19 protein-coding genes are annotated in these 26275 nt (G+C 72.0%); 8 read left to right on the top strand and 11 right to left on the bottom strand.

Annotation, left to right across the window (positions count from 1 at the left end; translation table 11 throughout):
* Positions 1 to 13 precede the first annotated feature (13 nt).
* Complete coding sequence (locus FHS38_RS16590; RefSeq protein ID WP_184734335.1) at positions 14 to 3091, top strand: CHAT domain-containing protein; 3078 nt, start codon at positions 14 to 16, stop codon at positions 3089 to 3091.
* Here FHS38_RS16590 and FHS38_RS16585 read toward each other — a convergent pair.
* Complete coding sequence (locus tag FHS38_RS16585; protein ID WP_229821982.1) at positions 3066 to 4889, bottom strand: serine/threonine-protein kinase; 1824 nt, start codon at positions 4887 to 4889, stop codon at positions 3066 to 3068. The genes FHS38_RS16590 and FHS38_RS16585 overlap by 26 nt on opposite strands.
* Positions 4890 to 5073: 184 nt before the next feature.
* Here FHS38_RS16585 and FHS38_RS16580 point away from each other — a divergent pair, with 184 nt between their 5' ends.
* Positions 5074 to 6222, top strand: a complete 1149-nt coding sequence (locus tag FHS38_RS16580; RefSeq protein WP_184734334.1) for an FHA domain-containing protein — start codon at positions 5074 to 5076, stop codon at positions 6220 to 6222.
* 108 nt (positions 6223 to 6330) lie between these two features.
* On the opposite strand, the gene FHS38_RS16575 is transcribed toward FHS38_RS16580, so the two are convergent.
* The 4 genes from FHS38_RS16575 to FHS38_RS16560 form a co-directional block, all read right to left on the bottom strand.
* Positions 6331 to 6990, bottom strand: a complete 660-nt coding sequence (locus FHS38_RS16575; protein WP_184734333.1) for an NADPH-dependent F420 reductase — start codon at positions 6988 to 6990, stop codon at positions 6331 to 6333.
* Between the two features lie 103 nt (positions 6991 to 7093).
* Entirely contained in the window at positions 7094 to 8098 is a 1005-nt protein-coding gene (locus FHS38_RS16570) for a YihY/virulence factor BrkB family protein (RefSeq protein WP_229821981.1), read from the bottom strand.
* A gap of 137 nt (positions 8099 to 8235) precedes the next feature.
* Positions 8236 to 8394 carry a hypothetical protein gene (locus FHS38_RS35385; RefSeq protein WP_229821980.1) on the bottom strand — a complete coding sequence of 53 codons (159 nt, stop codon included), beginning with the start codon at positions 8392 to 8394 and terminating at the stop codon, positions 8236 to 8238.
* A gap of 273 nt (positions 8395 to 8667) precedes the next feature.
* Positions 8668 to 10137: an MFS transporter gene (locus FHS38_RS16560; RefSeq protein WP_229821979.1), complete on the bottom strand. Its 1470-nt coding sequence runs from the start codon at positions 10135 to 10137 to the stop codon at positions 8668 to 8670.
* 370 nt (positions 10138 to 10507) lie between these two features.
* Between FHS38_RS16560 and FHS38_RS16555 the strand changes: the two genes are divergently transcribed.
* Positions 10508 to 11185: a DUF4232 domain-containing protein gene (locus FHS38_RS16555; protein WP_184734331.1), complete on the top strand. Its 678-nt coding sequence runs from the start codon at positions 10508 to 10510 to the stop codon at positions 11183 to 11185.
* 73 nt (positions 11186 to 11258) lie between these two features.
* On the opposite strand, the gene FHS38_RS16550 is transcribed toward FHS38_RS16555, so the two are convergent.
* The 3 genes from FHS38_RS16550 to FHS38_RS16540 form a co-directional block, all read right to left on the bottom strand.
* Entirely contained in the window at positions 11259 to 14012 is a 2754-nt protein-coding gene (locus FHS38_RS16550; RefSeq protein ID WP_184734330.1) for an AfsR/SARP family transcriptional regulator, read from the bottom strand.
* 159 nt (positions 14013 to 14171) lie between these two features.
* Complete coding sequence (egtD, locus tag FHS38_RS16545; RefSeq protein WP_184734329.1) at positions 14172 to 15161, bottom strand: L-histidine N(alpha)-methyltransferase; 990 nt, start codon at positions 15159 to 15161, stop codon at positions 14172 to 14174.
* Between the two features lie 31 nt (positions 15162 to 15192).
* Positions 15193 to 16032 carry a class I SAM-dependent methyltransferase gene (locus FHS38_RS16540; RefSeq protein ID WP_184734328.1) on the bottom strand — a complete coding sequence of 280 codons (840 nt, stop codon included), beginning with the start codon at positions 16030 to 16032 and terminating at the stop codon, positions 15193 to 15195.
* 411 nt (positions 16033 to 16443) lie between these two features.
* Between FHS38_RS16540 and FHS38_RS16535 the strand changes: the two genes are divergently transcribed.
* The 3 genes from FHS38_RS16535 to FHS38_RS35375 all read left to right on the top strand — a co-directional run bounded on the left by FHS38_RS16535 (position 16444) and on the right by FHS38_RS35375 (position 19998).
* Complete coding sequence (locus FHS38_RS16535) at positions 16444 to 19269, top strand: AAA family ATPase (RefSeq protein ID WP_184734327.1); 2826 nt, start codon at positions 16444 to 16446, stop codon at positions 19267 to 19269.
* Positions 19270 to 19347: 78 nt separating this feature from the next.
* On the top strand, positions 19348 to 19611 hold the full coding sequence (locus tag FHS38_RS35380) for a hypothetical protein (RefSeq protein WP_229821978.1): 264 nt from the start codon (positions 19348 to 19350) through the stop codon (positions 19609 to 19611).
* Between the two features lie 54 nt (positions 19612 to 19665).
* Positions 19666 to 19998 carry a hypothetical protein gene (locus FHS38_RS35375; RefSeq protein ID WP_229821977.1) on the top strand — a complete coding sequence of 111 codons (333 nt, stop codon included), beginning with the start codon at positions 19666 to 19668 and terminating at the stop codon, positions 19996 to 19998.
* 35 nt (positions 19999 to 20033) lie between these two features.
* On the opposite strand, the gene FHS38_RS16525 is transcribed toward FHS38_RS35375, so the two are convergent.
* Complete coding sequence (locus FHS38_RS16525) at positions 20034 to 22520, bottom strand: ABC transporter substrate-binding protein (RefSeq protein WP_184734326.1); 2487 nt, start codon at positions 22518 to 22520, stop codon at positions 20034 to 20036.
* A 567-nt stretch (positions 22521 to 23087) separates the two neighbouring features.
* Here FHS38_RS16525 and FHS38_RS35370 point away from each other — a divergent pair.
* Positions 23088 to 23345 (top strand): hypothetical protein, encoded by a 258-nt coding sequence (locus FHS38_RS35370; protein ID WP_229821976.1) that lies wholly within the window; start codon positions 23088 to 23090, stop codon positions 23343 to 23345.
* A gap of 38 nt (positions 23346 to 23383) precedes the next feature.
* Here FHS38_RS35370 and FHS38_RS16515 read toward each other — a convergent pair whose 3' ends face one another.
* Positions 23384 to 23644 (bottom strand): hypothetical protein, encoded by a 261-nt coding sequence (locus FHS38_RS16515; RefSeq protein ID WP_184734324.1) that lies wholly within the window; start codon positions 23642 to 23644, stop codon positions 23384 to 23386.
* Between the two features lie 97 nt (positions 23645 to 23741).
* Positions 23742 to 24521 carry an alpha/beta fold hydrolase gene (locus FHS38_RS16510; RefSeq protein WP_184734323.1) on the bottom strand — a complete coding sequence of 260 codons (780 nt, stop codon included), beginning with the start codon at positions 24519 to 24521 and terminating at the stop codon, positions 23742 to 23744.
* A gap of 320 nt (positions 24522 to 24841) precedes the next feature.
* Between FHS38_RS16510 and FHS38_RS16505 the strand changes: the two genes are divergently transcribed.
* Positions 24842 to 26194, top strand: coding sequence for an NAD(P)/FAD-dependent oxidoreductase (locus FHS38_RS16505; protein ID WP_373301772.1), 1353 nt, complete (start codon positions 24842 to 24844; stop codon positions 26192 to 26194).
* The last annotated feature ends 81 nt before the right edge of the window (positions 26195 to 26275 follow it).

Genomic DNA, 26275 nt, shown 5'->3' with positions numbered 1-26275 from the left:
CGCCGGGCAGGACATGCGCGCGGACCCCGCACGCTCACGTGCGGTTCTCATCGGGACCTACCACTTCGAGCACTTGGAGGACCTGCCCTCCGTCAAGAACAACCTGGACCGGTTGCTGCACCTGTTGACCGATCCGGACGTCTGGGGGCTGGCACCGGAACACTGCGTGGTCCTGCGGCAGCCGACGAGCGCGGCGGAGGTCGCGGACGCGGTCGAGGCCGCCGCCGCCGAGGCCACCGACACCCTGCTCGTCTACTTCGCCGGTCACGGCCTGACCGCACCCAGGACCATGGAACTGGGCCTCGCCCTCGTCGGGTCGAGGGCCAACGCACCCCACACGACGCTGCCCTTCGAATGGATCCGCCAGGCCGTGCTCGACGCCGAGGCGCCCCGGAAGGTCGTCCTCCTCGACTGCTGCTACAGCGGACGCGCGTTGACCGGTGGCATGGCCGGCGTCACCGAGCTCGTGCAGGACGCCGAGATCGAGGGCACCTACATCCTGGTGGCCGCGGCGGAGACGAAAAAGGCGCTGGCACCGGTGGGTGAGCGGTACACCGCGTTCACCGGCGAGCTCATCGCCGTGCTCGAGACCGGTGTCGCGGGGGAGCCCGAGTACCTCAGCATGTCCGTCATCCACACCCAGGTGCACACCGCCCTGGCGCGGAAGGGCCGCCCGATCCCGCAGCAGCGCAACAGGAACTCGGCCGCCCTGATCGCGTTCGCGCGCAACCACGCCTATCTGCCTCCCGGGGCGGATCCCCCCGCGGAGCCGCCCGAGGACGCGGCACGGCTGACGTCCCTCGCCGGGCTCGCGGACGCCTTGCGGCTCGAAGCGCAGTCGACCGGTTCCCTCGCGGCGCTCGACGACGCGATCGCCCTCTGCCGCCAGGCCGTCGCCGGGTCACGGCCCGACTCCGCCGATCACGCCTCGTACCTGGCCGGCCTGGGTGACGCACTGCGGCTCAAGTCGGAGACCGCAGGTGACCGGGAAGCGCTGCTGGAGTCCGTGACGGTGCTCCGGGACGCCGTCACCGCGGCTCCCGAAGGCAGCCCGCACCGGGCGACCTGTCTGACGGCCCTCGGCAACGCCCTGCGCCTGAGAGCCCATGCCACGGGTGACAGCGGCGCGCTCTCCGAAGCCGTCGAGAACCTGCGGGCAGCGGTCGAGGCGAGCGGACCGAGGCCGCTCGACCAGGCGGCATCACTGCTCAGCCTGGGCGGCACCCTGTGGGGTGCCGCCCAGACCGACGGCGGGTCCGCGGCCCTCGACGGCGCGTTGGCCTCATGGGAGCACGCGTCGCGCATCGAGCAGGCACCGGCCCGCCTTCGCATCGAGGCGGCCGGCCGCTCCGGCCGCGCCGCGATCGAGCGCGGCGAGATCGCGCGGGGCGACGCCGGGCTGACACTCGCGGTCAACCTCCTGCCGGAGCTGGCCTCCTGGCACATCGACCTGATCGACCGCGAACGGCTGCTCTCCGACTTCCTGGGCCTGGCCTCGGACGCCGCCGCGTGCAAGCTCATGCTCGAAGCGCCGGCCGCCGCGCTGCACATCCTCGAGCGCGGTCGTGGGGTGCTGTTCGGCAAACTCCTGGAGCTGCGCCCCGACCTCGGCGTGCTCAGGTCGACCGCTCCTGAGCTCGCCACGGAATTCGAGGAACTGGCCCGTGACCTCTCGATCGACTGGCTGACCCTCGGGGCGGAACCGCGGCCCCCGCACTCGGGGCGGTTGCCGGCCGCCGAGGGGGAAGCCGCCGATGCCCGGCACCGGGCCGCCCGGCACCTCGAAGAGCTGATCGCCCGCATCCGTACGCTTCCCGGGCTCGGGGAGTTCCTGCAACCGCTGCCGGCCGACCGGCTGCTCGACGTGGGGAAGGACGCCCCGGTCGTCGTCGTGAACGTCAGCCGGTACCGGTCCGACGCCCTGATCCTCACCGGGGGCGGCCTCCGCGTCGTCCCCCTGCCCCATCTGGAGGCCCAGGCGGTCCACGACCGCGTGAACCACTTCCTCGGCGCGGTACGGGAACCCGGCCAAGGCGGCGGCTTCGAGAGCCGGGTCACGCGGCAGCAAACCGTCCTCCACACCCTCGAATGGCTGTGGGACGCGATGGCCGAGCCCGTACTGCGCGAGCTGGGCCACGACCGGGCGCCCCGCGAAGGCGAACCCTGGCCACGCCTCTTCTGGTGCCCGACCGGACTTCTCTCCCTGCTGCCGCTCCATGCCGCCGGCTACCACGGACCGGCTGCCGCCGATGCCCCGTCGAGGACCGTCATGGACCGTGTCGTGTCGTCCTACACGACCACGGTGCGCGATCTCCTCCTCGGCGCCGCGGAGCAGACGGTGGCGCACGACGGTCCGTCCGCCCCGGCCCCGGATCCGCTCGTCGTCCTGCCGAACGCCTCGGGAGCGCCGGCCCTGCCGGGGGCCGAGCGGGAAGCGCGGTTCCTGACGACCCGGTTCCCCGCCGCCCGCCTTCTCTCCGGCAGGGAGGCGACGTGGGCCGCCGTCCGCCGCGCCCTCCCCACGCGGCGGTGGGCGCACTTCGCCTGCCACGCGATGAGCGACCTCGACCACCCGCTCAACAGCGGCCTGCTGCTCACGGACCGCATGGTCCCGGTCCGTGACATCTGCAGGACGCCTCTGGACTCGGTCCGTCTCGTGGTCCTCTCGGGCTGTGGCACCAGCCAGACGGGTCCGGAACTGGCGGACGAAGCCATCCACATCGCCTCGGCGTTCCAGACCGCCGGTGCCCGTCACGTCATCGGGACACTGTGGCCCATCGTCGACGAGATCGCCGAGAAATTCGCGACGTTGTTCTACGCCGGCCTCGCCTCCGGCACCACGGACCCGGCGTTCGCCCTCCACGTGGCGACCCGTGAACTCCGCGACGCGTACCCGGCGATGCCCGTGCTGTGGGCGTCGCTCACCCACCTCGGACCCTCACGGGCCACGACCGGCGAATCGCTGACGGCGGCCGTCCCGGACGAAGGCGAGGGGGCGGACGATCGAGCGTGGACGCTCCTCGAGCGCCGCCCCCTGCGGGGCGATCAGGCCTCAGGCGCCTTCATCAGCCGGGGTACCTCCAGAGGGTGAGCAGCGTGTCGAACGCGGGCAGACCGTTCTGATCGGCGATGTCCTTGATCTCGATCATCGCCAGGTTGTGCTCCGCGGTGATCGTGCAGAGCACCATGCCCTTGCGGAGGGTGGTGTGGTCGATCAGATCCTTCTTGGGGACGTCCGACGGCAGGACGTTGGTCTGCGCGCCGGCCAGGCACTGCTCGTACGTGGTGCCGGCGCTCACCCCGGTGGTCGTGGCGAAGTGCATCTTCTGAAAGAGCTCGGATCCTTCCTGGTTCTCGTACTTCAGTTCGGCGCTCGTCGAGTTGACGGTGTCGGTGCTGCTCTGCGGCGTGTCGAGGTCCACGAAGAGGTATCCGCTGCTCGGCGGACGGAGCATCAACTGCCGTCCCGAGAAGACGGGGACACCCGGCGCGCCTCCGGCGCCCGCGGTCGCACCGGCGGAAGGGCTCGCGAGGGCGGCGGCGCTCGGCGAGAGGGCCGGGGACGCGCCCGGGGAGGGGCTCCGGGAGAGGGATGTGGTCGGCGCGGTCACGCCCGTCACCGGCTTGCGTGCCGAAGGCGAGGTGTCATCGCCGTCGGGCCACCAGTACAGGCACGCGCTCAACCCGGAGACGGCGATCAGGGCGAGCGCGGCGAGCAGCGGGGTACGGCGGCGGCGTGAACCCGGTGCGGGGGTGGGGCCGGTCGCCGGGCCCGGGACGGCAGCCACATCGGGGGAGGGGAGGCCGGCACCGGGTCCCGACCCGGTGCCGGTCCGAGGGTGCGATGCCACACTTCCCGAGCCCTGGCCGGGAAATCCGCCGGCGTGTGGTGGCAGGGTCGGACCGTCGGGCCCGAAGGTGTCCCGGCCGGGGGCCGCCCCGTCGTCCTCGGCTCGCGCGGACGCGCCCGCCGAGACGAGCGGAGCGTCGGGGAGCGCTCCGACCGCCTGCTCCCTGAGGGCCGTCTCGGCGGCGACCGGAGCGGGCAGCCAGCCGTCGAAGTCGCGGAGCTTGCGTCCGCACGCCTGCTCGCACAGCGCCGCCAATTCCGCCGGCCCCGGCCGCTGTTCGGGGTCGCCGTCAAGGCAGCGGTCCAGAATCGGGCGCAGTTCACGGGGGTAGCGGCTCAGGTCGGGCGGGTGGGAGACGGTGTTCCCGATCCGATGGGCCAGCGTGGTCGCCTGACCCTCGCCGAAGGGGTGGTGCCCGGTGCCCGCGACGGCCGCCACCAGCCCCAGCGAGAACAGGTCGGCGGCCGGAGTGAGGGGGAGTCCGGCAACCTGTTCGGGGGACATGTACTGCGGGGTGCCGACGACACCGCCGCTACGGGTGAGCTGCGTGGAGTCGGCGGCCCGGGCGATGCCGAAGTCGATCACCCACGGGCCTTCGGAGCCGAGCAGGATGTTGCTGGGCTTCAGGTCGCGATGGACGATCCCGGCCGCGTGGACCGCGCGCAACGCCTCCGCCACACAACCGACCAGGTGCAGGACGACCAGCGGCGGCAGTGGGCCGAAGGTCTCGATGACGGTGCTCAGCGGCAGCCCCGGGATGTAGGTGCCGGCGAGCCAGGGTCTGGCACCGGTGGTGTCGTGGTCGACGACGGGCACGACGTGATAGCCGCGCACCTGTCGTGCCGCGCGCACCTCCTGCTGGAAGCGCAGACGGTACTCCTCCTCGTCCGCGAGCTCCCTGCGGATCACCTTGAGAGCCACCGGCTGGTTCCCCCGGGTGCGGGAGAGGAAAACCGATCCCATGCCCCCCTCGCCGATCCGGGCCAGCAGCCGGTAACCCGCCACCTCACGCGGGTCGTCCGTCCGCAACGGCCTCAAGTGCCCCTGGATACCCGAGATTTCGATGAGAATCCCTCCCCGGTCGTTCTGAGGGTGCGATGCTAGCGGCGGGACCCCGCCACGGTGACCGAAAACCGGATGTACGACGCTCTGCGGCGCCCTTGGCCTTATGGTCCCGTCACACACAGGCACGCCGATGCGGCGGACGAAGGCCGGAGGGCCGATGGAGCACAACCTGCCAGGCGCGGTCGACCTGGCCGAGTACCTGGTCGACCTTTCCAACGTGGTACGCGACCGGTCGCTCGGCCGTCCGGGGGCCCGCTCCCTGCACCGCTTCCGGCTCGTGGTGCGGGCCCTGGTACACCTCACCGGTGATCCCGAAGTCCCCGTCTACCCCGTGGCCGACAAGAGCCTGCTCGGCGGGGCCCGCGAGTTCACCGACCCGGGGGACGTGGTGGTGCTCCGGCGCTGGATCGAGGAGGGCCTGGTCGAGGAGGTCGGCGACGCCGACCGGCGCATCCTGGAACTGATGGAGATGACCAGCGCCACCCCGACCCGGGCCGTCACCGGCGACCTTCTGACCGGCCATCGCCGTGACTTCCCCTGGATCCAGGGGAACACCGACCGGTTCCTCAAGCCGGTGGCGGAAACGTCCGGCTCGGTGCGACTCGTCCCACTGGACATGGGTGTCCGTACGGAAGCCGAGATCTCACGGAGCGACGAGCTCGCGGCGTTCAAGAAGCAGGGACTCCTGAAGACTTCACAACAGCCGCTGTCCGCCGTGATCAACCGGTTCTGGCGCTGCCCGGAGCGGCGCTGCTCCCTCTACGACCCCCGCAGCGGCCGTGTGTTGCTCCCCCGCATGCAACGCGGTGTCCCCACCTGCGAGGTACACGGCCGGGCTCTGGCGGACGCCGGCCCTCGTCCGGCCATGGCCCAGCTCAAGGCGATGGTGAGCGGCACGTGCGCGGGCCGCTACACCGTGGAGGAGGGCTCCCGGACCGGCGTCGGCCGCAACCCCACGGGCGGCATCGCCCTGTACGACGTGCTGACCCCGCAGGTGGCGGCACGCGTCAGCCGTGAGCACGTCGTCGTCTCCACCACCGACGGCATCCTCCTGGTCCGGGACGTCAGCACCTACGGCACCCGGATGCGCACCGCCGGCCGCCGTGGCCGCCTCGGCCCGTGGGAGCAACTGCCCCCGCACCAGGACCGGCGCTTCGCACCCGGCGACGAGGTGGAACTCGCTCCCGGCGTGGTGCTCACCCGCAGCGGCCGGCGTTTCCCGGCGGAGCTGGCGGCGGCCTGGCAGGCAGGCGCTGTGGGCACACCGGCTCCGCCCGAGGCGTCCATGCCGACTTCCCTGCGCTGAGGCGGACGGGTGCGGCGACCGCTGCGATCCGCCCCGCCTCGGCTCGTCGCCCTCGGCTGCCCTGCCCGCCCGGCGGCTTCGCCCGGTGCCCTGCGTGCGGCGCTTTTGCTACGCGCGGAATGCCTCCGGTCGCTCCGGGGTCGCCTCGGTGAGGGCCTCGGCGACCGCTTCGGCGCCGGCGCGGAGTCCGTAGACGGGGGTGTCGGGCTGCTGGCGCCAGGAGTCGTCGATGCCGCCGGCGTCGACGGTGTCGAAGCCGAGCTCGTCGATGAGCTCGCGGACGACCTTCTTGGCGGTCTCGTCGTCGCCCGCCACCGGCACGGCGATCCGCTCGGGGTGGCCCTGGGGCTGGGGCCTGTCGAGGATGTCCTGGGCGTAGGTGCCGTTGAACGCCTTGATGACGGGGTGGCCGATGTGCTGCTCGGTCCAACGGCTCTCCGTCAGGCCGTCCTCGATGGCGGCTATCCGGCCGTCCCTCTCCTTGGGGTAGTAGTTGCCGGTGTCGATGACCACGACGCCTTCCGCAGCCTCGTCGAACAGCCCGGCCGGCAGGTCCGGTACGGCCTTGAGGGGAACGGTGACCACGACGACCGCTGCGCCGCGCGCCGCCTCGGCCGTGGTGACCGGGGTGGCGCCGGTCTCCTCGGCGAGTGCGGTGAGGGTGTGCGGGCCGCGTGAGTTGGCGACGGAGACGTCGTGGCCGAGAGCGGTGAGACGTCGGGTGAGGTTGCCGCCGATGTTGCCGGCGCCGATGATGCCGATCTTCATGGGAGTCCTTCCACAAGCCTGGCGACGGTGTGTCGTGCCAGCCCACAACCTCGGGTGCGCGTCGCCTATTCCGGCTCCCGACCATGCGGGTTCCGATCGGACATCAGTCGCCGCCCGCCTCCTTACGGTCCTTCTCGCTCCACTTGCTGGTGTCACGGGGCTCGACGTAAGGCTCCTCGCCCCGGGGGTGGCCGCCGATGATCGCGCGCTCCCGGGACATCTCCGCGTCGAACTCCAGACCCAGCAGGATCGCCAGATTGGTGATCCACAACCACACCAGGAAGACGATCATCCCGGCCAGGGTGCCGTACGTCTTGTTGTAGGAGGCGAAGTTCGCCACGTACAGCGCGAATCCCGCCGAGGCGATCATCCAGATCACCAGGGCCAGGAAACTGCCCGGGGTGACCCACTTGAAGCCTCGGCTCTTCGCGTTCGGTGCCGCCCAATACAAGATCGCGATCATGATGGTGACCAGGAGGACCAGGACCGGCCACTTGGCGATCGACCACACCGTCACGGCGGTGTCACCGGCTCCCAGGGCGGTGCCGGCCTGCCTGGCGAGGCCGCCGGTGAACACCACGATCAGCGCACTGGCGCAGGCCAGGACCACCAGCACCACGGTCAGGGCCAGCCGTAGCGGGGTGAGCTTCCACACCGAGCGGCCTTCCGGCATGTCGTAGACGGCGTTGGAGCTGCGGATGAACGCCGCGACATATCCCGACGCGGACCACAGCGCGCCCAGCAGACCGACCACGGCCAGGACGCCCCCGGCGCCCCCGGCGCCCCGCAATTGCTCGACCGAGTCCGTCACGATGTCGCGGGCCGGGCCGGGCGTGAGCTTCTTGAGGTTGTCCAGGATGCTCTTCGTCGCCGACTCGCCCGCCACCCCGAGCAGCGAGACCAGCACCAGCAGGGCGGGGAAGAGCGCCAGCACCCCGTAGTAGGTCAGCGCCGCCGCCCGATCGGCGAGCTCGTCGTCCCTGAACTCCGCCACCGTCCGCCGCAGCACAGCCCACCAGGACTTCTTGCCCAGTGCGGTCGGATCGTCCGGGGCCTCCCGCTCCACTCGCGGATCCGGTCCCGCGCCCTGGCCCGGCTCGGCGCTCATCCCCTCGTCTCCGGACGTGTCCCGTCCGTCCCGGGGCTGGGGGTTCCCGCGCTTGTGCTGCCACATCGGTGCCATGCCCGTACGGGTAACCGTTCCCTCTCCCCGCTAACCCCGACGGACAACGCGCCGCTGCGCCGTCACCCCCGCAGCCCAGGCGCGACCGTGTTGGAGGCCTTGACGACGCGGGTGTCAGGCCGTCGCCCCGGCCCGATGCCGCGGGCGGCGTCCAGCACGTCCGGAAGGGGGAGGGCCAGGGCGTCGGCGAGCTCGGCCAGCTCCTCCCGAGTGGGTCGCACGGGCCCATCGGCCCCGTCCTGGGCGAAGGCCCGGATGCGCGGGGTACGGATACCGGTTCGGTCGGCAAGGCATTGCGCGGTCAGATGACGCCGACGCATGGCCTCTCGCAGGAGTCCTTCAAGGTCTGCCATGGACCCCGCCTGCCCCGTCCGGGCCCACCTGACACCGCCCATCGCGCCGGACGCCCTCGCCCGGCCCGCCGAGAAAACCGGCTGCAAGGAGCCGTGCCCGGTGAACGGGCGACCGACCGCCTGCGATCGGTGGCCGTCTCCCTACGGCCGCGCCGCGCCCGCGGTCATGCCCGGAGTACGTCGCGAGAGCGCGCGGCCCCCGACCGCGATCGTGAGCGCGACGACGATCAGAATCGCCGCGACGGCGAACGTGATCCGCATACCCGTGGCAACAGCCTCGGGACGCGCCGTGGTGACGTCGGCCGTCGCCGATGCGAGCGCGAACACGGCGCCCATGACGCAGGTGCCGGTGACCAGCCCGAGATTCCGCGACAGGTTGAGCATGCCGGAGGTGACGCCCTGTTGATCCGGGTGGACATCCGCCATGACAGCGGTGTTATTCGCCGTCTGGAACACCGCGTAGCCGACGGTGATGACCGCGATGGGGGCGATGTAGCCGCAGACCCCGAGCGTCGCCGAGGTCATGGACAGCATGAAGCAACCGACCGCTGTGATGATGAGCCCCATGAGAGTCATGCGTGGCGCGCCGAAACGATCCGCGATGCGACCGGCCGGTACCCCGGCCAGCGCGGTGACCAGCGGACCGACCGACAGGGCGAGCCCGGCGGCAGCCTCACCGAGTCCGAGCGTGCGGGAGAGATAGAACGGCCCGACCACCAGCGTCGCCATCATCACCGTCGAGACGAGCGTGTTCATGGAGAGTCGCGCACTCAGCAGGGGATTGCGGAACGTGGCCAATCGGATCAAGGGGGACGCTGCTCTTGTCTCGGCGCGCACGAAGAGGGCGACCCCGAAGGCGGCAGCCGACAGCAGGGCCATGTTGAGCGCACCGAAACCACCGCGCCCCAAGGTCATGGCGAGTGCGTAAGCCGCGAGCGTCAGAGCGAGCAGCACGGTGCCCGCATGATCGAAGCCGGCCCGGTCGGCCTTGGTCTCCCGCCGGTCGACGGGCAGGTAGCGGTACGCGAGAAGAAGAGTCAGGACGCCCAGCGGCGCGTTGACGAGGAAGATCGCCCGCCAACCGGGTCCGGAGATCAGAACGCCGCCCAACGACGGACCGAGCGCGGTGCCGATCGCGGACATCGTTCCGAGCAGCCCCATGGCGCTGCCGGTCTTCGCCTTCGGAACCGTCTCGCCGACGAACGCCATGGTGAGGGCCATCATGACGGCCGCTCCGAGGCCCTGCGCCGCCCGGGCGGCGATCAGCAGCCAGAGCGTGGGCGCGGCACCGCACAGGACCGAGGCCGCCGTGAACAGGAAGATGCCGGCCAGGAGCAGCCGTCGGCGGCCGATCACGTCCCCGAGCCGTCCGACGCTGACGATCAGGGTGGTGATGGCGAGGAGATAGGCGAGAACGATCCACTGGACTTCCTGGAACGAGGCATTGAACGCCTGCGCCAACGTCGGCAGGCCGACATTGGCGATGCTGGTGCCGAGCGAGGACAGCAACATGGACAGCGAAAGACCGGCGAGCGCCCACCGGACCGAAGGTGACCGTTGCGTGCTTGCCGTTGCCGCCTCAGCCTGTCCCGCACTGACGGCCTTCAACACGAACTCCGTTCGCCGGTGGCTCCCGAAGCCCGGTCGTCAGAGGAAAGAGGGCAAGGTGGCCGGCCGTCGGAGCGGTGGCGTCCGTGCCCGGGTCGGGCATCGCTGTGTGGACTCATGCGGGGCAGCGTGCATCCGCCCGATGGCAGCGGCAACTCTTGTTGCCGATTCCGGGAAATAGGGTGGCGAACGCTGCCGCACGGCCCCGGAACGTGCCGCCCGAACGCGCTCGAGGGGCCCGACGTTAGCGGGAGGTTAGTGCCGAAGCAGCAGAACGTGAGTGGTGGGCCCGAGACTCATGACTGTTCGCAGGCCGGGCACGGCTTGCCCCAGGACCGGACGTTGGCCGCACCATCACCACGAGGGAATTCCCATGCGTAAGCTCCGCACCCGCACCACTGGCCTCGCCGCCGTCACCACCGCCGTGCTCGCCCTGTCGCTCACCGCCTGCGGTGAGGACAGCTCCGGTGTGAAGTCCTCCGGCCCGGCGGCCGGCAGCGCCGCATCGGCCCCCTCGTCGGCGCAGGCCGAGCAGAACACCGACACCGCGAAGGGTGCCGCCAACGGGAAGCACACCGGCACCGCACGGGGCGCCGGTGCCGCGAAGGCCACCACCGGGCCGGCGGCCGCGAACACGCCCGTCTGTACCACCAAGAACGTCGCCATCAGCGCCGCCCACCAGGGCGGACCGCCCTACACCCACATCGTCCTGACGGCGAAGAACACCTCCGGCCACAGCTGCAAGCTGACCGGCTTCCCGGAGATCGAGTTCCTCGAGAGCCACCGGGAGAACGTGCCGCCGGTGGCCAAGAGCAAGCCCGCCACGCCCGTCGTCCTCACCGCGGGCGCCCCCGCATACGCCCTGGTCAAGCTGTCGGACGGCGGGCGCACCGAGAACACCGAGCCCGTGACGGCCTTCTCCGTCACGCTCCAGGGCGGCGGCGGCATGGCCGCCGTGAAGGCTCCGGGCGGGGGCATCGCCGTCGACCCGGCGAAGTGGGCCACCGGCTACTGGACGCCGGAGCTGCGCAACGGCGCGGACGACTTCTAGCCGTCAGCCCCGCCCCTGCGCCCCCGTCGGCAGCGGAGACGTGCGGGCGCCCTCCCTCCGCCACCGGCACGCGCTACCGATTCGCCAGTACCGACAGAACGAGGCGCGCTTCGGTCTCGCCCTCCGCGTAATCGGCGGCGTGTGCCTCCCGAATGGCGTCGTCGAGCTGGCGTACGGCTTCACCCGTGCGGCCCGTGGCGGCGAGCGCCTTGCCGTACAGGGTGCGCAGTACCACGCGCCGGGGAGCCGCGAGCGGGGGCGCGGCGAGGGCCAGGCCGCGCATGGCGTGGTCGGCGGCCTCATGGGGAGCGCCGACGGCGAGGAAGTGGTGGGTGAGGTGCAGATGGGCGAGGGTGACTGTCTCGGTGAGACCGGCTCTTTCGGCCAGGGACAGGGCCTGGGCCAACAGATCCCGGGGCCGCTCCCGCCCGCCGTGCCGCATGAGCTCGACGGCCAGGTTGATCAGGGCGGTGGCTTCCCCGGCCGTGTCCCCTACCCGGGCGGCGAGGGCGGGGGCGTGCTCCAGCTGTACCAGGGCTTCCTCGGGCCTGCCCTCCTCGGACAGCACCCAGCCCAGCAGGGCCCGGGCCCGGGACTGGGCGCCGGGGTCGTCGTCGAGTTCCGCGGAGGCCAGGCCCTGTTCGAGCAGCGGCACCCAGCCGTCGCGGACCTGCCACAGGATCAGAGGCCATTGAAGGAGGACCAGACGCCAGGCACGGTCGTGCATGCCCGCCGCCGCGGCGGCCTCGACCGCGCCGCGCAACGTGTCCCGTTCGGCGGAATACCAGACGAGGGCGTCCTGGCGGCCCGTGAACGTCCGGACCGCGACGGAGTGCCTCGCCCCGGGAGGAAGGGTGCAGCACGGCTCGCTGCCGGGCTCCGCGGCGGCGCACGCCGCGAGCAGCGTGTGCAGCCGGTGGTCGAGCAGCCGGAGCAGCGCGTCGGGGTCGTGCCCGGGGGCCAGCGTGCGGGCGTAGAGCCGTACGAGGTCGTGCAGGACGTAGGAGCGTGGTCCCGTCTCGACGACCAAGTGGGCGGCGGCCAGCTGGTCCAGCGCGACGGTCGCCCGGCCGGGCGGGCAGTCGGCCAGTGCGGCGGCCGTGCCGGTGTCGAGTGTGGCACCGGTGTGCGGCCCGAGCCGGTGGAACATGTCCCGCGCCGGTTCGGGGAGGTGGTGGACGGTGAGGCCGAGAGCGGCGGCGACACCGGTGTCCTCGACGTTCAACAGGTCCAACCTGCTGTGCTCGTCGGCGAGTTCGCCGGCGAAGGCGGCCAGCCCGCCGTGCGGGCGGGTGACGAGACGGGCAGCGGCGACGCGCAGGGCGAGGGGCAGACCGTCGCACAGCTCGGCGAGCCGTGCGGCGGCCTCGGGTTCGGCCGCGACCAGGTCCGGGCCCAGGACGGCGGAGAGCAGCGCGGTGGAGTGGGCCGGCGGGAGCTCGGCGAGCGGGACGGGGCGGGCGGCGTCCGAGGCCACCAGCCCACCGAGCCGGTCACGACTGGTGACGAGCGTGACGCAGTCCTCCCCGCCGGGCAGCAGAGGGCGGATCTGCTCGGAGCCGCGGGCGTTGTCCAAGACGATCAGCAGTCTGCGTCCGGAGGTCAGATCGCGGTAGTGGGCACCCATGGCGTCGGGCGAACCGGGCATCCGCTCGGCCGGGACGCCGAGCGCGAGCAGGAACTCGCGGAGCACGGAGGTGGAGTCGCGGGCCGGGATGGCGCTGTAGCCGTGGAGGTCGACGAAGAGCCGGCCGTCGGGGAAGTCCGCGCGGCGGTGGTGCGCCCAGTGCACGGCGAGGGAGGTCTTACCGACCCCGGCGCTGCCCGTGATCACGGCGATGGGGCCGGAGCCGGAGGCCGTGGCGCGGTCGAGAGCCGCCAGTTCGTCCTTGCGGCCCGTGAAGCCCCCTGGGCGTCGCGGCAGCAGCTGCGGCACGGCGGCGATGTGGTGCGGTGCGACGGCCGGTGCGGAGATCTCCCGCGGCTCCCGTGCCTCCTGAGCCCGCCGCGTCTCCTGCGGCTCGGAGGAGGGGACGAGGGCCGACGATGTCGGAGCCGGCGCCGGTGCGGCGGCGGCCTGCGGGGTGTCGGCCCTCAACAGAGCGGTGTACGCGTCGGTGAGCGCCGCGCCGGGATCGATGCCGAGCTGATCGGCGAGCAGTCGTCGGGTGCGGTGGAACCAGTCCAGCGCCTCCGAGCGCCGGCCCGCCCTGCCCAGGGCCAGCATCAGCACCGCGATCAGCGATTCCCGCAACGGGTTCGCGATGGCCTCGGTGTGCAGGACGGCCGCCGCCGTGCCGTGCTCGCCGAGCCGCCCATGGGCGTCCGCCAGCTCCTCCACGGCGGCCAGCCGCAGCTCCTGGAGCATGTGCGCGGCGGTCTCCAACAGCGTGCTGTACACGGTCCCGGCGAGCGCGGGACCCTGCCACAGCGAGAGCGCCTCCCGGAGCATCGACACGGCGTCGCCCGGATCGCGCTGCCCCCGGGCGAGCTGGAGCAACTCCTCGAATCGGTGGGCGTCCACCAGCGACTCGGGCAGCCGCAGGAGGTATGCCCGGCCCTGTGTGACGAGCTCGACGCCGTACGCCGGAGCCCCGTGTTCGGCGAGCAGGGCGCGCAACCGGGAGACGTGGCCCTGCAACACGGTTCGCGAGTGCCGGGGCGGTTCCTCGCCCCACAGCGCCTCGGTCAGCCGGTCGACGCCGACGGCCGTATTGGGCCGCAGCAGCAACATGGCCAGCAGACTGCGGCGCATGGCGGGACCGAGCGGGATCTGTTCCCCGCCGTCCGTCAGCGCGGAGACCGCTCCCAGCACGCGGAACTCCATGCAGGCCCACCCCCTGTCCCATTCGTACGCGGCCTCTACGGCCGAGGATACGTGGGGCCACTTCGGGCGCATCAGGGTGGTTCCGGACCGTCGGTGCTGGTGGGGCCCGTGCCACTGCGGCTCCCCGTAGGGGATGGGCGCCGCGTCGTGGCCCTCCCGTCACCGACGAGGGGCGCCGCCATCGGCGACCGAGGCCAGTGACACGGCGTAGCGGTGCGCGCTGTCGGTCCACCAGTGGTCCAGCCGTAGGCCCGCCGCCGCCAGCTCGGAGGCGACCCCTTCCCGGCAGAACTTGGCCGATATCCCCACATGCAGCCGTTCTCCGGCCGTGAAGGACACAACGCGGTCCAGCGCGGCGAGGGTGACGGTGTGGGAACGGCGGGCCCGCAGCGCGTTCTCGATACGCCGCCGGCGTGGGTTCCAGGTGACGTCGTGGTCGAAGTCGCCGAGGCGGAAGTTCGCGCCGAGCTTCCGGTTGAGGACCGTCAGGCCGTTCTTGGCGAAGGCGGCGGTCACCCCCGCACGGTCGTCGTAGGCGGCGGTCAGGACGGCCTCGTCCTTGACCAGGTCGGTGCCCAGGAGCAGACCGTCGCCGGGCCGCAGCTGGGTTCTCAGCGTCGTCAGGAGACTTCGCCCCTCGTCGGGCCGGAAGTTCCCGTAGGTGGCGCCGAAGAGGGTGAGCAGGACGGGGGCGTCCGCCGAGTCGAGACCCAGCGGTGCCGTGAAGTCGGCGACGCGCGGCTGGATGTCCAGCTGCGGATGGTCCGCGCGCAGGGCTCGTTCGGCATCGCGCAATGCGGAGTCGCTGACGTCGACGGGCACGTACTGCTTCAGGCAGCCCTCCGCGCGGAGGGCGTCGAGCAGCAGCCGGGTCTTGCGGCCGGAGCCCGCCCCGAGGTCCACCAGGGTGCGGGCGCGCGTGCGGGCCGCGATGTCCGCGCCGCGCCGGGCGACGATCTCCCACTCGGCTTCGTCGAGGTAGTACTCGGGCTGCTGGGCGATGGCCGTGTAGAGGGCACTGCCCCGGGCGTCGTAGAGCCATTTGGTGGCAAGGCGTTTGGGCGTGCCGGTCAGTGCGCGCAGCATCTCGCGGTGCTCGGCGGCGACCGCCGTGTCGAGGGTCGCCGTGCTGCTGGCAGGCAGGGTCATGCTGTCTCCCGTACGAGGACCGAGGGCACCGTCAGGCGGTGTGCGCCCAGATCAGCCAGTGGTATCCGGAGTCGGAGGTGTCGGCTCTGGCGGGCACCGGTGGCATCCACGCCGCGGGCGGATTGCCCGGCTGAGGGTGCGCCAGGTCCTTGACCGTCCAGGTACGGGCCGCCCAGCCCGCCGCCTCGAGCTGGGCCACGGGGTCCGTCCAACCGCTGGCCCACAGCACCCCGAGCTCGTCCAGGCTCGTGAGGACCGGCGCGTAGTGCGCCGCGGTGAAGACATCCGGGTGGATGTGATCGCACCACAGCCGGCTGCCGGGGGCCGACAGACCCCGTACGGTGCGCAGCAGGGTGCGGCAGGCTTCGGCGTCCAGGTAGGGGAGCAGCCCTTCGACGACCCACAGCGTCCGGGCCCGGGGGTCGAAGCCGGCGTCCACGAGCCGCTGTTCCCAGTCCCCGCTCAGATCGGCGGCGACCTCGACCCGGCGGCAGCCCGGACGCAGGGAGAGCCCGGCCCCGTCCAGGCGTCGGCGCCTGGCCTCCAGGAGAGCCGGGAGGTCGACCTCCATATAGAGCAGGTCCGTGGGCAGTTCCAGCCTGAAGACCCGGGACTCCAGGCCCGCGGCCAGCGAGACCACCTGCCGGATACCGTCCTCGGCGGCCATCCGGACCGCCTCGTCCCCCAGGCGGGCCCGGACCGATACGACCGGCGGCGAATACCCGAGCACGGACACCACGACGTCCTGCCACTGCCGGCGTTCCGCGTCGGTGCACAGCGTCAGGGGATCCTCCAGGATGCGGTCCGCCCGCACGGTCTCCAGTTCCCTGGCAGCCGCGGTCCACCCCGCGGTTGAACTGATGGTCTGCACAACGCTCCTTGAAGTGAGGGAAGGTGTTCTCGGGCCGGCCGACGCCGTTGCCCCCGCACGGGCATGGACACGAAGCAGTGCATGAGTAGGCCATGCCGGGGTGGGGGCGTACGGCTGTGACGCAACCGCGGGGGAAGGCCGCTCCTACGACGCCAGGCCGAGCCGACGAAGAGCGTCCCGCGACACCGCTCATCCTTCCTGCGGCGCCCGGCCACCCACCATCGTGGACGACCACGAGATCACGCCTGGGACGACCACGAGACCACGCCGGTCGACACCGCGTTCCGCGTCGCCGCACCAAGCGGCGGCTGCCCGGCCGCCCGCCGGGAACGCTCTGCGGACCGACACAGTTGGTGATACATAGTCATCCGCCACCTGCGCGCCACACCATGACCGTCCAGGAGCTCCCTCATGACCGCCCCATCACTCCAGGGCCACACCCGCGATCACCCCGGTGCGCTGTGGGAACGTACGGAACCACTGGCCCGGGCCCGGACGCTGCTGGGCCGGGCCCGGGCGGGCGCCGGCGGACTGCTGGTGATCCGGGGTGCCACGGGCTCCGGCCGCACCGCCGTGCTGGAGGCCGTCGCCCGGGACGCGGCACGGACGGGGACGACGGTGCTTCACGCCAGGTGTTCCGACCAGGAGGCGGACGCCGCCTTCGGCGTGGTCCTGCAGATGTTCGACACCCTCCTCCACGGAAAGTCGGCCGTGCCGTGGCTGACGGACGGCGCGGGCTGGGACGGGTCGTTGTACGGGGCGGGGCTGCCGTCCCGGCTGTGGAGCGCCCTCCGGTCGCACACCGCGCAGGCGCCGGTGCTCCTCGCCGTGGACGACGTCCACCTGGCCGACGCGCCGTCGCGGCGCTGGCTCGCCCAGGTGGCCAGGCGGCTGGACCGGCTACCGGTCCTGCTGGCGGTGACGGAACGATGGCAGTACGACCTCGTCCTGCCGGGGCCCGCGTTCACCGACCGCTGCGGCAGACCGGCGGCCGGGCAATGCACGCTGGGCCCCCTCGGGCCGGCGGCCGCCGCGGGCGTGGTCCGCGACGTGCTGGGCAAGGACGTACCGCGGCCCCTCACCGACGAGTGCGTCCATGCCTCCGGTGGCAACCCGATGCTGTTGCACGCCCTGCTCGCGGACCTGTACGAGTTAGCCACCGACGGGCCGCTCCCGCTCCGTCTCCCCGAAAGTCGCGACCGTCTCCACCACGGATCCTTCGGCGCGGCGGTGACCCGCTGGCTGCACAGCGCGGGCGCCGAGACACGGACCGCCGCCCGCGTCCTCGCCGAGCTCCAGGACGAGGAGGACGTCCTCACCTTTCTGCCCCAGGTCGCTGGATCCGACCCGTCCCGGATCGACGGCTGGATCGGCGAACTCACCAGGCAGGGCCTGCTGCGGCCGACCCCGCCGGACGGACGCCCGGCCTTCGCCCACCCCTTGCTGCGCGAGGCCGTGCGGAACACCGTGGACCGGCACCAGCGGATGGACGTCCACCGCCGCACCGCCGAACTCCTGCACAGCCGGGGCGACCGGGACGACGCGGTGGTGCGCTATCTGCTGTCCGTTCCCGCGGTGGGAGAGCCCTGGGCCGTCGACGCGCTGCTGGCCGCCGCCGCGCGGGCGGTCCGCGCCGGCCGGACCGGCGAGGCGATCGCCTGCCTGCGACGGGTACTCGAAGAACCGCTGTCCGTCCGCCGCCGGGGTGAGGCACTCACCGAACTCGGCTGTCTGGAAGCCCAGGACGAGCGCCCTTGCGGAGTACGCCACCTCGCGGAGGCGCTGCGCCTGCAGCGGAACGTCGCCGGGAAGGTCCGCGCCGCTGCCTCGCTCGGTGCGGCCCTGGTGGCCCGGGGCGAGGTCCATACGGCCCTCGACGTGCTCGGTGATCTGTCCGACGAGTTCACCGGCTCCACGGACCTCGCACATGCGGTCCAGGCGGCGACCGCGCTGGTCGCCTCGCACGACGGAGACAGCTGGCTGCGCGTGGTGGCGGAGCTTCGACGCATCGGGGCCCAGGCACCGGAAAGGCTCGCCCCGACCGCCCAGGCCCTGCTGACCGAGTACGGAGCCACCGCCGGACACCTGTCGGCGGCCGACGTCATGGAACGGGCCAGGGCGCTGATGACCGTGCCGCTGGACCCACTGCTCGAACCGTATCTCCTGGCCTCGACCGCGACGCTGGCGCAATGGGCGGACGAGTTGCCGGAGGCCGACCGGTGGGTGGCCCGCGGACTGGCCGCCCACCGGCTGCCGAAGCTGCACCCCGGCCGGCAGAGCCTGCTCAGCGTGCACGCGGAGAGCCTGGTGATGCGCGGCCGGTACCGCGCACTGCTCGCCGACACGTCACTGTGGGGCACCCGCACCGGATGGCAGGCCGGGACCCTCTCGGACAACGCCCACCTCAACGCACAGGCACTCGTCGCCCTGACCGAGACCGGCCGACTGACCGAAGCCGCCCGCCTCGCCGACGCCGTCACCGCGCGCGGGACGAACGGCTCCTGGGAATGGAGCGAGTTCCTCTACGCCCGGGGCATGCTGCGCCTCGCGTCCGGCGACCCCGGCAGCGCCCTGGCCGACTTCCTGGAGTGCGGCAGCCGCCAGTCGGCCCGGCAGGTGGTGAGCCCGGTCGTCACACCGTGGCGCTCCGCCGCCGCCGACTGCTACCTGGCGCTGGGGTCCCCGGAACACGCCGTCCCCCTCGCCACGGAGGAACGGAGACTGGCCCGCATCTGGGCGACGCCCCGCACCGTGGGACGCGCGCTGCGCGCCCTGGCCGCGTCACTCGGCGGGCGGCACGGCCTGGAGCTGGCCCAGCAGGCGGTGACGTTGTTACGGAACACAGCCGAGCCCCTCCCCGAACTGATCCCCGCGCTCCTCTCGCTCGGAACGGCGTTCCACCGTTGCGGACAGCGGCTGCAAGCCCGCGAGGTGCTGCGGGAGGCCGCCCAGCGTGCCGAACGCACGGAAGCGGTCCGTCTGCGGCTGGCCGCGCAGGAGGCCCTGCGCGGCTGCGGAGCCCGGCCGCGGCGGACCCGGCACACCGGTTCCGTGGCGCTCACCCCCAGCGAGCGCCGTGTGGCGCTGCTGGTCGTGGCCGGCCACAGCAACAGTGAGATCGCGGCACTGCTGCACGTGGCGGTACGCACCGTGGAGACCCATCTGACCCACGGCTACCGCAAACTCGGGATCCGCGGCCGGGCGGACCTGGCCGCCGCCCTCAAGGCGTCTCCATAGAGGAGGGCGTGTTCATGGGGCCACCGGCGGCTACTGTGTCGGCAGCCGGCGAAGGTGACGTCAGCACGGGTGGGGGACATGAGCGGGACCGAGACGACCGTGGCGCCCGGCGCCGCCCCCGGGGCTCCGGCGTACCACCCGAGGCCGCCGGCATCGGGGGCCCGTAAGGTCTTCAGCTCTCTGATGTGGGCCGTACTCCTTCCCGGCCTGATGATCCTGGGTGCCGGCATCGGCCAGTGGGTGCTGTGGCTCGGCGCGGTCGTCATGCTGACGGCCGTCGCGGTCGCCGCCTGTCTGATCGGTGGTGTCTGGCACCGCGCGGGCGCCGCGACGCTGGCCTAGGCCGGTGGCTTCGCGCTGACGCTCTTCGCGGGGCCCGCGATCTACGAGGTCTATATGAAGACCGTGGGGGATCCGGTCGCCGCCGTGGTGACCGAGGTGACCGACCGGCACAACCGGCGGGGTGCGGACATGTTCTGTACCGTCGAGGAGGCCGGCGGCGACCACAGGAAGCACGAGGTGTCCGAGCAGGAGAACTGCTTCGGCCAGGCCAAGGTGGGCGACCGCGTCGAGATCCGCAAGGACCCGCTCGGCCTGCTCGACCCGCGGCTGCCCGACAGCGCTGACCAGCGGAACACCACGAAGATCACCGTCGGTGTCACCGCGGGTCTCACCCTGCTGACCGCTGCCACCACCTTCTCCGCAGGACAGCGCCGCCGGGCCGGGTAGCACCCGCCTCGCGCACTGCCCGGGAGCCGTGCGGGTCATGGCCTTCCGTCCGCCGCTCGGCAGTCGGGTGGGGTGTCGGGGGTGTGGGGGACGGTGCACAGGAACAGGGGGCGCCGGGCGAGGGCCTGGTCGTCGGCGGGCAGGTGGAAGGGGCGTTCGACGGCGACGGTGTCCTGGACGTCGATTCCCGAGCGCAGTTGTTGCAGGACGTTGGAGGCGCGGGGCGTGTTCGTCCCCGTCCATACCCGGTAGATCGCCGCTGCTGCCGCGCGGAAGGCATCGCTGCCCACGGCGTGGTCGCTGTGCCGGTCGCGGGAGAAGGCGATGTAGGAAAGGTCGACGGCCGTGTAACGGCCGAGGTGGGCGAATTCGGGGATCTCGGGGTACTCGACGAGGGTGCCGGTGTCGGACGCCAGCAAGGGGAAGGCCGGTCGGCGGGCGGCACCGCACTGGGCCTGGACTTCGTTGAGGATCTTGGGCAGCTGGCTCCCGCGGGCGGCGTACAACGTGATTCCCCCGCTCCGGCTGAGGGCGCAGATCTCCTTGGCGAGGTCGGGCAGGGTGCTCATGCCGCCGCGCTGACTCCGGGCCGCCTCGCGCATGACCGCGAACGACGGTTCCTCCACAGCGATGTCGCGGTCGGTGAGCTCGGCTCGGAGGTCTTGCTGGAGGTTGACGCTGTAGCGGTCCTTGTCGTCGTAGACGATCATCGCCTTCTTGCGGCCGAGTTCGGTGACGCGGCGGGCCAGGGCTCGGGCGAGGTGGCGGTTGGTGGGCTGGGTCTGGAAGTAGGTGGTGGTTTCGGTGGCCATGAAGTCGCCGGTGACCGCGGCGCCGATGACCGGAAGGTCGACGGAGAGACGATTGATCGCGTCGACGGACGCCTGCCGGCTCTGCGAGATGCCGATGACCGCCGAGATACTCGGATCCTCGCCGGCCAGTGCGTTGAGCCGGTCCACCACCGCCGGCGCGTGGGAGTAGGCGTAGCCGACGTTGGCGACGATGAGCCGTAGGCGGGGGCGGTCGGCGTTGACACCCACTTGCTGGTTGAAGACTTGTTGGGCACGGGCTGCGCCCTCGAGCTGGAGCACGCCGGCGGGGGTGAGCTGTTCGCCCGCGCCATGAGGGTCGGCGGTCAACGGGGCGAGGAAGACCACGGTGCGGTACGAGCCGCCTTGCACGGCGGCGTCGTTCTGGGCACGGATGCGGTTCTGGAGGGAGCGCAGCAGCTTCTGGCTGCTGCCATCGGTGAAGTAACAGCCCGTCGCAGCGGTGTCGACACCGACCCTGGCACCTGCGGCCTGCCACATGTCGTGGCAGGGATCCAGCAGTTGCTGTGCCCATCCCGCCGCCGGGAGGGCCGCCGCCACCATGACGAGGGCCAGGACGGTGCCCAGGTAGGTCGAAGGCCAGCGCACCGGGCGGGGCCGCACCGTGACGTTCGTGGCCAGCCAGTCACTCACCGACGACCGCTCCGGGCCTGCCAGCGCGACGGTCACCCGACCGTCGTCGTCCGCCGTGGCCGGCTGCGGTTTCCTCTCCAGCAGGGGCCGTAGGGCGGCCGCCGCCTGACCCGGGGTACGAACGGCCCGTTGCTCCGTACGGTCATCGGACGGCGCGACAGGAGTGCGGGCGGCCATCAACACCAGCGGCAGGCCGCGGCGACGGATCTTGACCAGGCCGTCCAGCAGCCGGTGCAGGGCGACGCCCGGGCCGTCGATACGGGGCAGCAGCACGACGAAGGGCCAGACCCGGCGCCGTCTGCGGGGCGAGAACACCCCCCGGCGGGCGGCCCGCGCCAGATCCACGGCCAGTGCCTCCAGCAACAGCGACTGCCGCAAGGCGGAGTTGTGCCGCAGATCCCCTTCGAGACTCAGATGGGTCGCGGCAGCCAGGAACGTGGTGGCTGCCTGCCCGGCGTTGCAGACCTTGCCCGAATACCACCGCAATCGCCGGGTGCGATTGAGCCACACGCGATAGCCCCATTCCAGGGGCCACGCGACCAGGACCGTGGCCACGGCCCCCAGACGCGCGCTCACCTGGCCCGCACCACCGGTCTCGATGAACGACCGCAACCCCCTCAGCCCGGGAGTGGCGCGCTGCCAGGACGCGCACAGCGATTCAGCCAGCGCGTCGCGCTGGGCGGGCGGAGCTCCCGCCCCGACGTTGACGTCCAGCACCCTGCGGCACGTCCAGTACGTGGTCAGCGCCAGCCGTCCCGCCTTCCCCGGCATCGTCTGCTCCAGCTGCGCGGTGATGCCGTCGAGCAGGACCACGTCCGGCTCCCGGGCGCCGCGGGCCTGGGCCAGCAGGGCATCGTCGGCCAAGGCATGGGGAACGATGCCCGCCCCGCCCCCGTCCCGCAGCCGCTCCTGGAAGCCGGTGACGAAACCGGCACCCAGGCCGCCATCGTCCTCGAAGACGACCGCGGGCACCGTCTGCTTGCCCACGCGCTGCCCCGCCAGCGCGTCCAACACACTCACCAGGTCCTTGACCCCGTCCAGCGCGGGAATTCCGCCCATGCCCGTCCCCCTACCCAGAGCTACGCGATGGGGAGAACGCTCCACCGCTCCGGTACGAAGGCAGAGCAGTTGGCCTGAACTGTTCGTTGATATGCCGAACCATTCCCGCAGGCGTCACGGCTTGACCGATCGACGCCCGCACATGGCCGACTCGGTACTCAGTTGATATGAGCGGAGCCTCCCCGTGGCCTGGTAACCCCTGCGCAGCGTTCCCCCCGGGGGGGGAGCTGAGCGGCATACCGGTCCGGAAGGCAATCAGCGCTGTGGCACCTTTCCAACCGGCGGGGCGTGCGCCGGGCTGTCTGCGGCGGATACAACAGCGGTATGACGGTTTTCCATTGCGCCAAGTGCGCAGTCGGGCTCACGCCTGATCTGCAGGCTCTGCCTGCTGTCCCTGACGTGTCGGTGCACGACCGGGCCCGGGACCGGAAGACGGCGCTTGCTCCCTCGACGGTGCCGCGGGGCCACTATGCGATCGACCCGGAGCCCTGGGGCGCCCCGTTCGAGCCTGCTCGGAATCCTGCGGGGAATGAGGGCAAGCGTGGAGCCGGCGACCGTGACCTGCTGATGCCGCCCGGCATGGAGGGGCTGGTCGCCGCAGGCCCCGCCGGCTCCGCGATCGTGCACCCGGACGATGTGCGCACCCTGCACGTGACCGCAGCCGGGGGCTCCCACTGGGGCTGTTGCGGACCGTTGGGCACCGGGGGCCGCAACATGGCGTGCACGTGCGGGACACTCGTCGCCACCCTGGCCGCCGACTGCATGGGCCCGCACGAATTGCACCTCGACCCGGTTCGCGTGTACGCATTCGACGCCGAAGGGTAGACATCGGCGCGGGGGGACGTCCCCAGGCTCCAGGCCCCCTATTCCTGGCCCGCGAAGTGGTTGGCTCGGCGGACGGTGTGCCAGCACGCGGAGCAGAGGTCGAGCCAACGCGGTCCTGCCGTCGTCGAGTTGACGATGACGGCGCAACGGGCCGGACTTCCGCAGCCGAGGCAGGGGTGGTCCTCGTTGCGTGCGCGGTGGTCGAGGTCGGATTCGCTCGTATCGGCGGAGGCGGCGGCGAGCAGGGTCGGCTCGGCGGCGATGAGGTGAAGGAGCCCGGCGGCGGTCGCGGCGTTCATCGCGTTGCCTCCCGGTTGCCACAGCGCCAGGTGGCGTACGGGCCGTTGAGGCCGGGCCGGCCCAGGGGGCGTCGACTCCTTCTGTTCCCGGCCGAGGTCACGGTCGGCCGTGGTCCGCGAGCGCCGTCGCCGTGGCGTGCGCGAAGGCTTGTGGATTGTCCAGCATGATGTTGTGTCCGCAGTCCGGGACGGGGACCACGGATACCCCGGCCGCGGTGAGCGCGTCGGCGCCCGGGAGCGGTCCGTCGGCCTCGGGCAGCAGGTACGTGCGGGGTATCTCCAGGCCCAGGAGGAGTTCGCGCATGGTGGGAACGGTCCCGCGTACGAGCTGCGTGGCGCTGCGGTGCAGGGCTTCCCGCCCGGTCAGGCGCATGGTGGACCACCAGTGCGCACCGACCCTGTCGCGGACCTCCTGCCACCCGTCCGTCAGGAACTCCTGCTCCGAGTACGCGGCGATGCCACTGCTGCCACCGGAGCCGGGTGTGCGCGGCATCGGGTCGAGATTGGCGTCGACCAGGACCAGCCGGGAGACCAGATGGGGGTGGCGGTCGGCCAGGACGATGGCTACCGAACCGCCCATGCTGTGCGCGATCAGCTCCGCGCCGCCGACACCCGCGGACGTCAGAGCCGCGGCGAGGGCATCGGCATGCGACTCAAGGCTGTAGTCGAAGCCCCTCGGCCGGTCGCTGATGCCGTGCCCGAGGAGGTCGATCAACAACGAACGGTGGCCGGCCAGAAGAGGATGCGTCGCGACCTCGGCGAAGTAGGGCGCCGACGTCGCACCCAGACCGTGCACGTAGACGCGGGCCGGTTCCCGTCCCGGTAGCTCGACCCACCGGATCCGATCGTCGTCAGCCGTCACCGTGGCGCTCCGCACAGTCTGCTCCCCTGTAGTCAGGATCGATGGACATACGAGGGTAGCCACGGAGCAGTGATGCCACCCGGAGGCCCCCGGATACGGGTGTTCGGCGACCTCCCACGACTCCGGGCAGCGTCCCCGAACCGGCTCACTGCCTTGCCGATTCCGGTCAGGGGGAAGGGGACCACGCCCCCTCGCTCGCCTTGCACTTCGAAGTGCGGAATCATCTGACAGCCGTACCGAGAGTGGACACGAGGAGCCCAGTGGAAGCGCAGAGCACGCCCTTGACGAGTGACGCCCCGGAGCGCACCTCACCTTCGGCACGCCATGCCGTCGTCATCGGGGGGAGCATGGCCGGGCTTCTCGCGGCTCATGTACTCGCCTCCCACGCCGACACCGTGACCATCGTCGAGCGCGACCGGTTCCCCGACGGCCCCGAACACCGTTCGGGCCTGCCGCAGGACCGGCACACCCATGTACTGCTGGAGAGCGGCCAGCGGGCCCTGGAGGCGTTGCTGCCCGGAATCCTGGACGCGATGCGCGAAGAGGGATCGCCCCGTGTCGGCATGCCCAGTGACATCGTGCAGTGGCAGGGCGGCCGATGGTTCCGCCGTACCCCTGCCACCACGCACATCCTCACCGGCTCCCGGCCGTTGACCGACTGGGTCGTACGCCGTCGCGTCCTGAGCAACCCCCGGATCAAGACCCTCCAGGGCACGGAGGTGACGGGGCTGCTCGGCGACGCCACCCGGGTACGGGGGGTCCGGCTGCGCGAACGCGGGGCCGCCGCCCTGCGACAGGATGTTCGCACTCTGGAGGCCGACCTCGTGCTGGACGCCACGGGCCGCTCGTCCCACGCCCCCGCGTGGCTGGCCGCGATCGGTGCCGAACCGCCCCACGAGGAGCTGCTAGAGACCGGACTCGCCTACTCCACGCGGTTCTACCGCGCACGCCACGACGAGGCGAACGCGAACTTCCGGGGCATCTACGTCGTCCCGAATCCCACCCAGCCGCGCGGCGGCATCCTGCTGCCCATGGAGGGCGGCCGCTGGTCCGTCATCCTCTCCGGCCTGCGCGGCTGCGAACCGCCCACCGACGAGGCGGGGTTCCTCGCCTTCTCCGCCCAGCTCCCCCACCCCGTCCTCCACGACTGGCTGCTGGAGGCCGAACCGGACTCCGCCATCCACGGCTTCCGTAAGACCGCCAACCTCCGTCGCCGCTACGACCGCCCGGGCCGCCGCCCTGCGGGCTTCCTGGCCACGGGGGAGGCCCTGTGCGCCTTCAACCCCGTCTACGGCCAGGGCCTGTCCGTTTCGGCGTTCAGCGCCGTCGCCCTGCGTGACGCCCTCGACGACCCCCGTCGCACGCCGACCACCGGTGCCGTGCAGAAGGCCCTGTTCGCCGCGGCGCAGCAGGCGTGGGACATCTCCGCCGGGGCGGACAAGAACATGCCGGGCGCCACGGGCAACGCCCTGCGCCCCCGCGCGGCAGACCGCCCCGCCGACTGGTACCTGAACCGCGTCCAGGACCGTGCCTGCGGCAACCCGGAGATCGGCGCCGCGTTCCGGGGCGTGCTGTCCCTGACCGAGCCGGTCACGTGCCTCTTCAAGCCGTCCATCGTCAAGGCCGTCCTCTTCGGCCCGGAACCGATGGCGCCTTCGGAACCGCCCATGCACAGGGAGACACGGTGAGCTCACGCACGACTCGGCAGCCGAGCGCCGGCCAGATGGGCGGCCGGTAACAGCCGCTCCTTCGGCAGGTGCCGAGGACGG

Origin of the sequence: Streptomyces netropsis, assembly GCF_014203545.1 — a bacterium.
Lineage (GTDB): Bacteria > Actinomycetota > Actinomycetes > Streptomycetales > Streptomycetaceae > Streptomyces > Streptomyces netropsis.
Note: the sequence above shows the minus strand (reverse complement) of the source record. Positions and strands in the feature narration are given on the sequence as shown.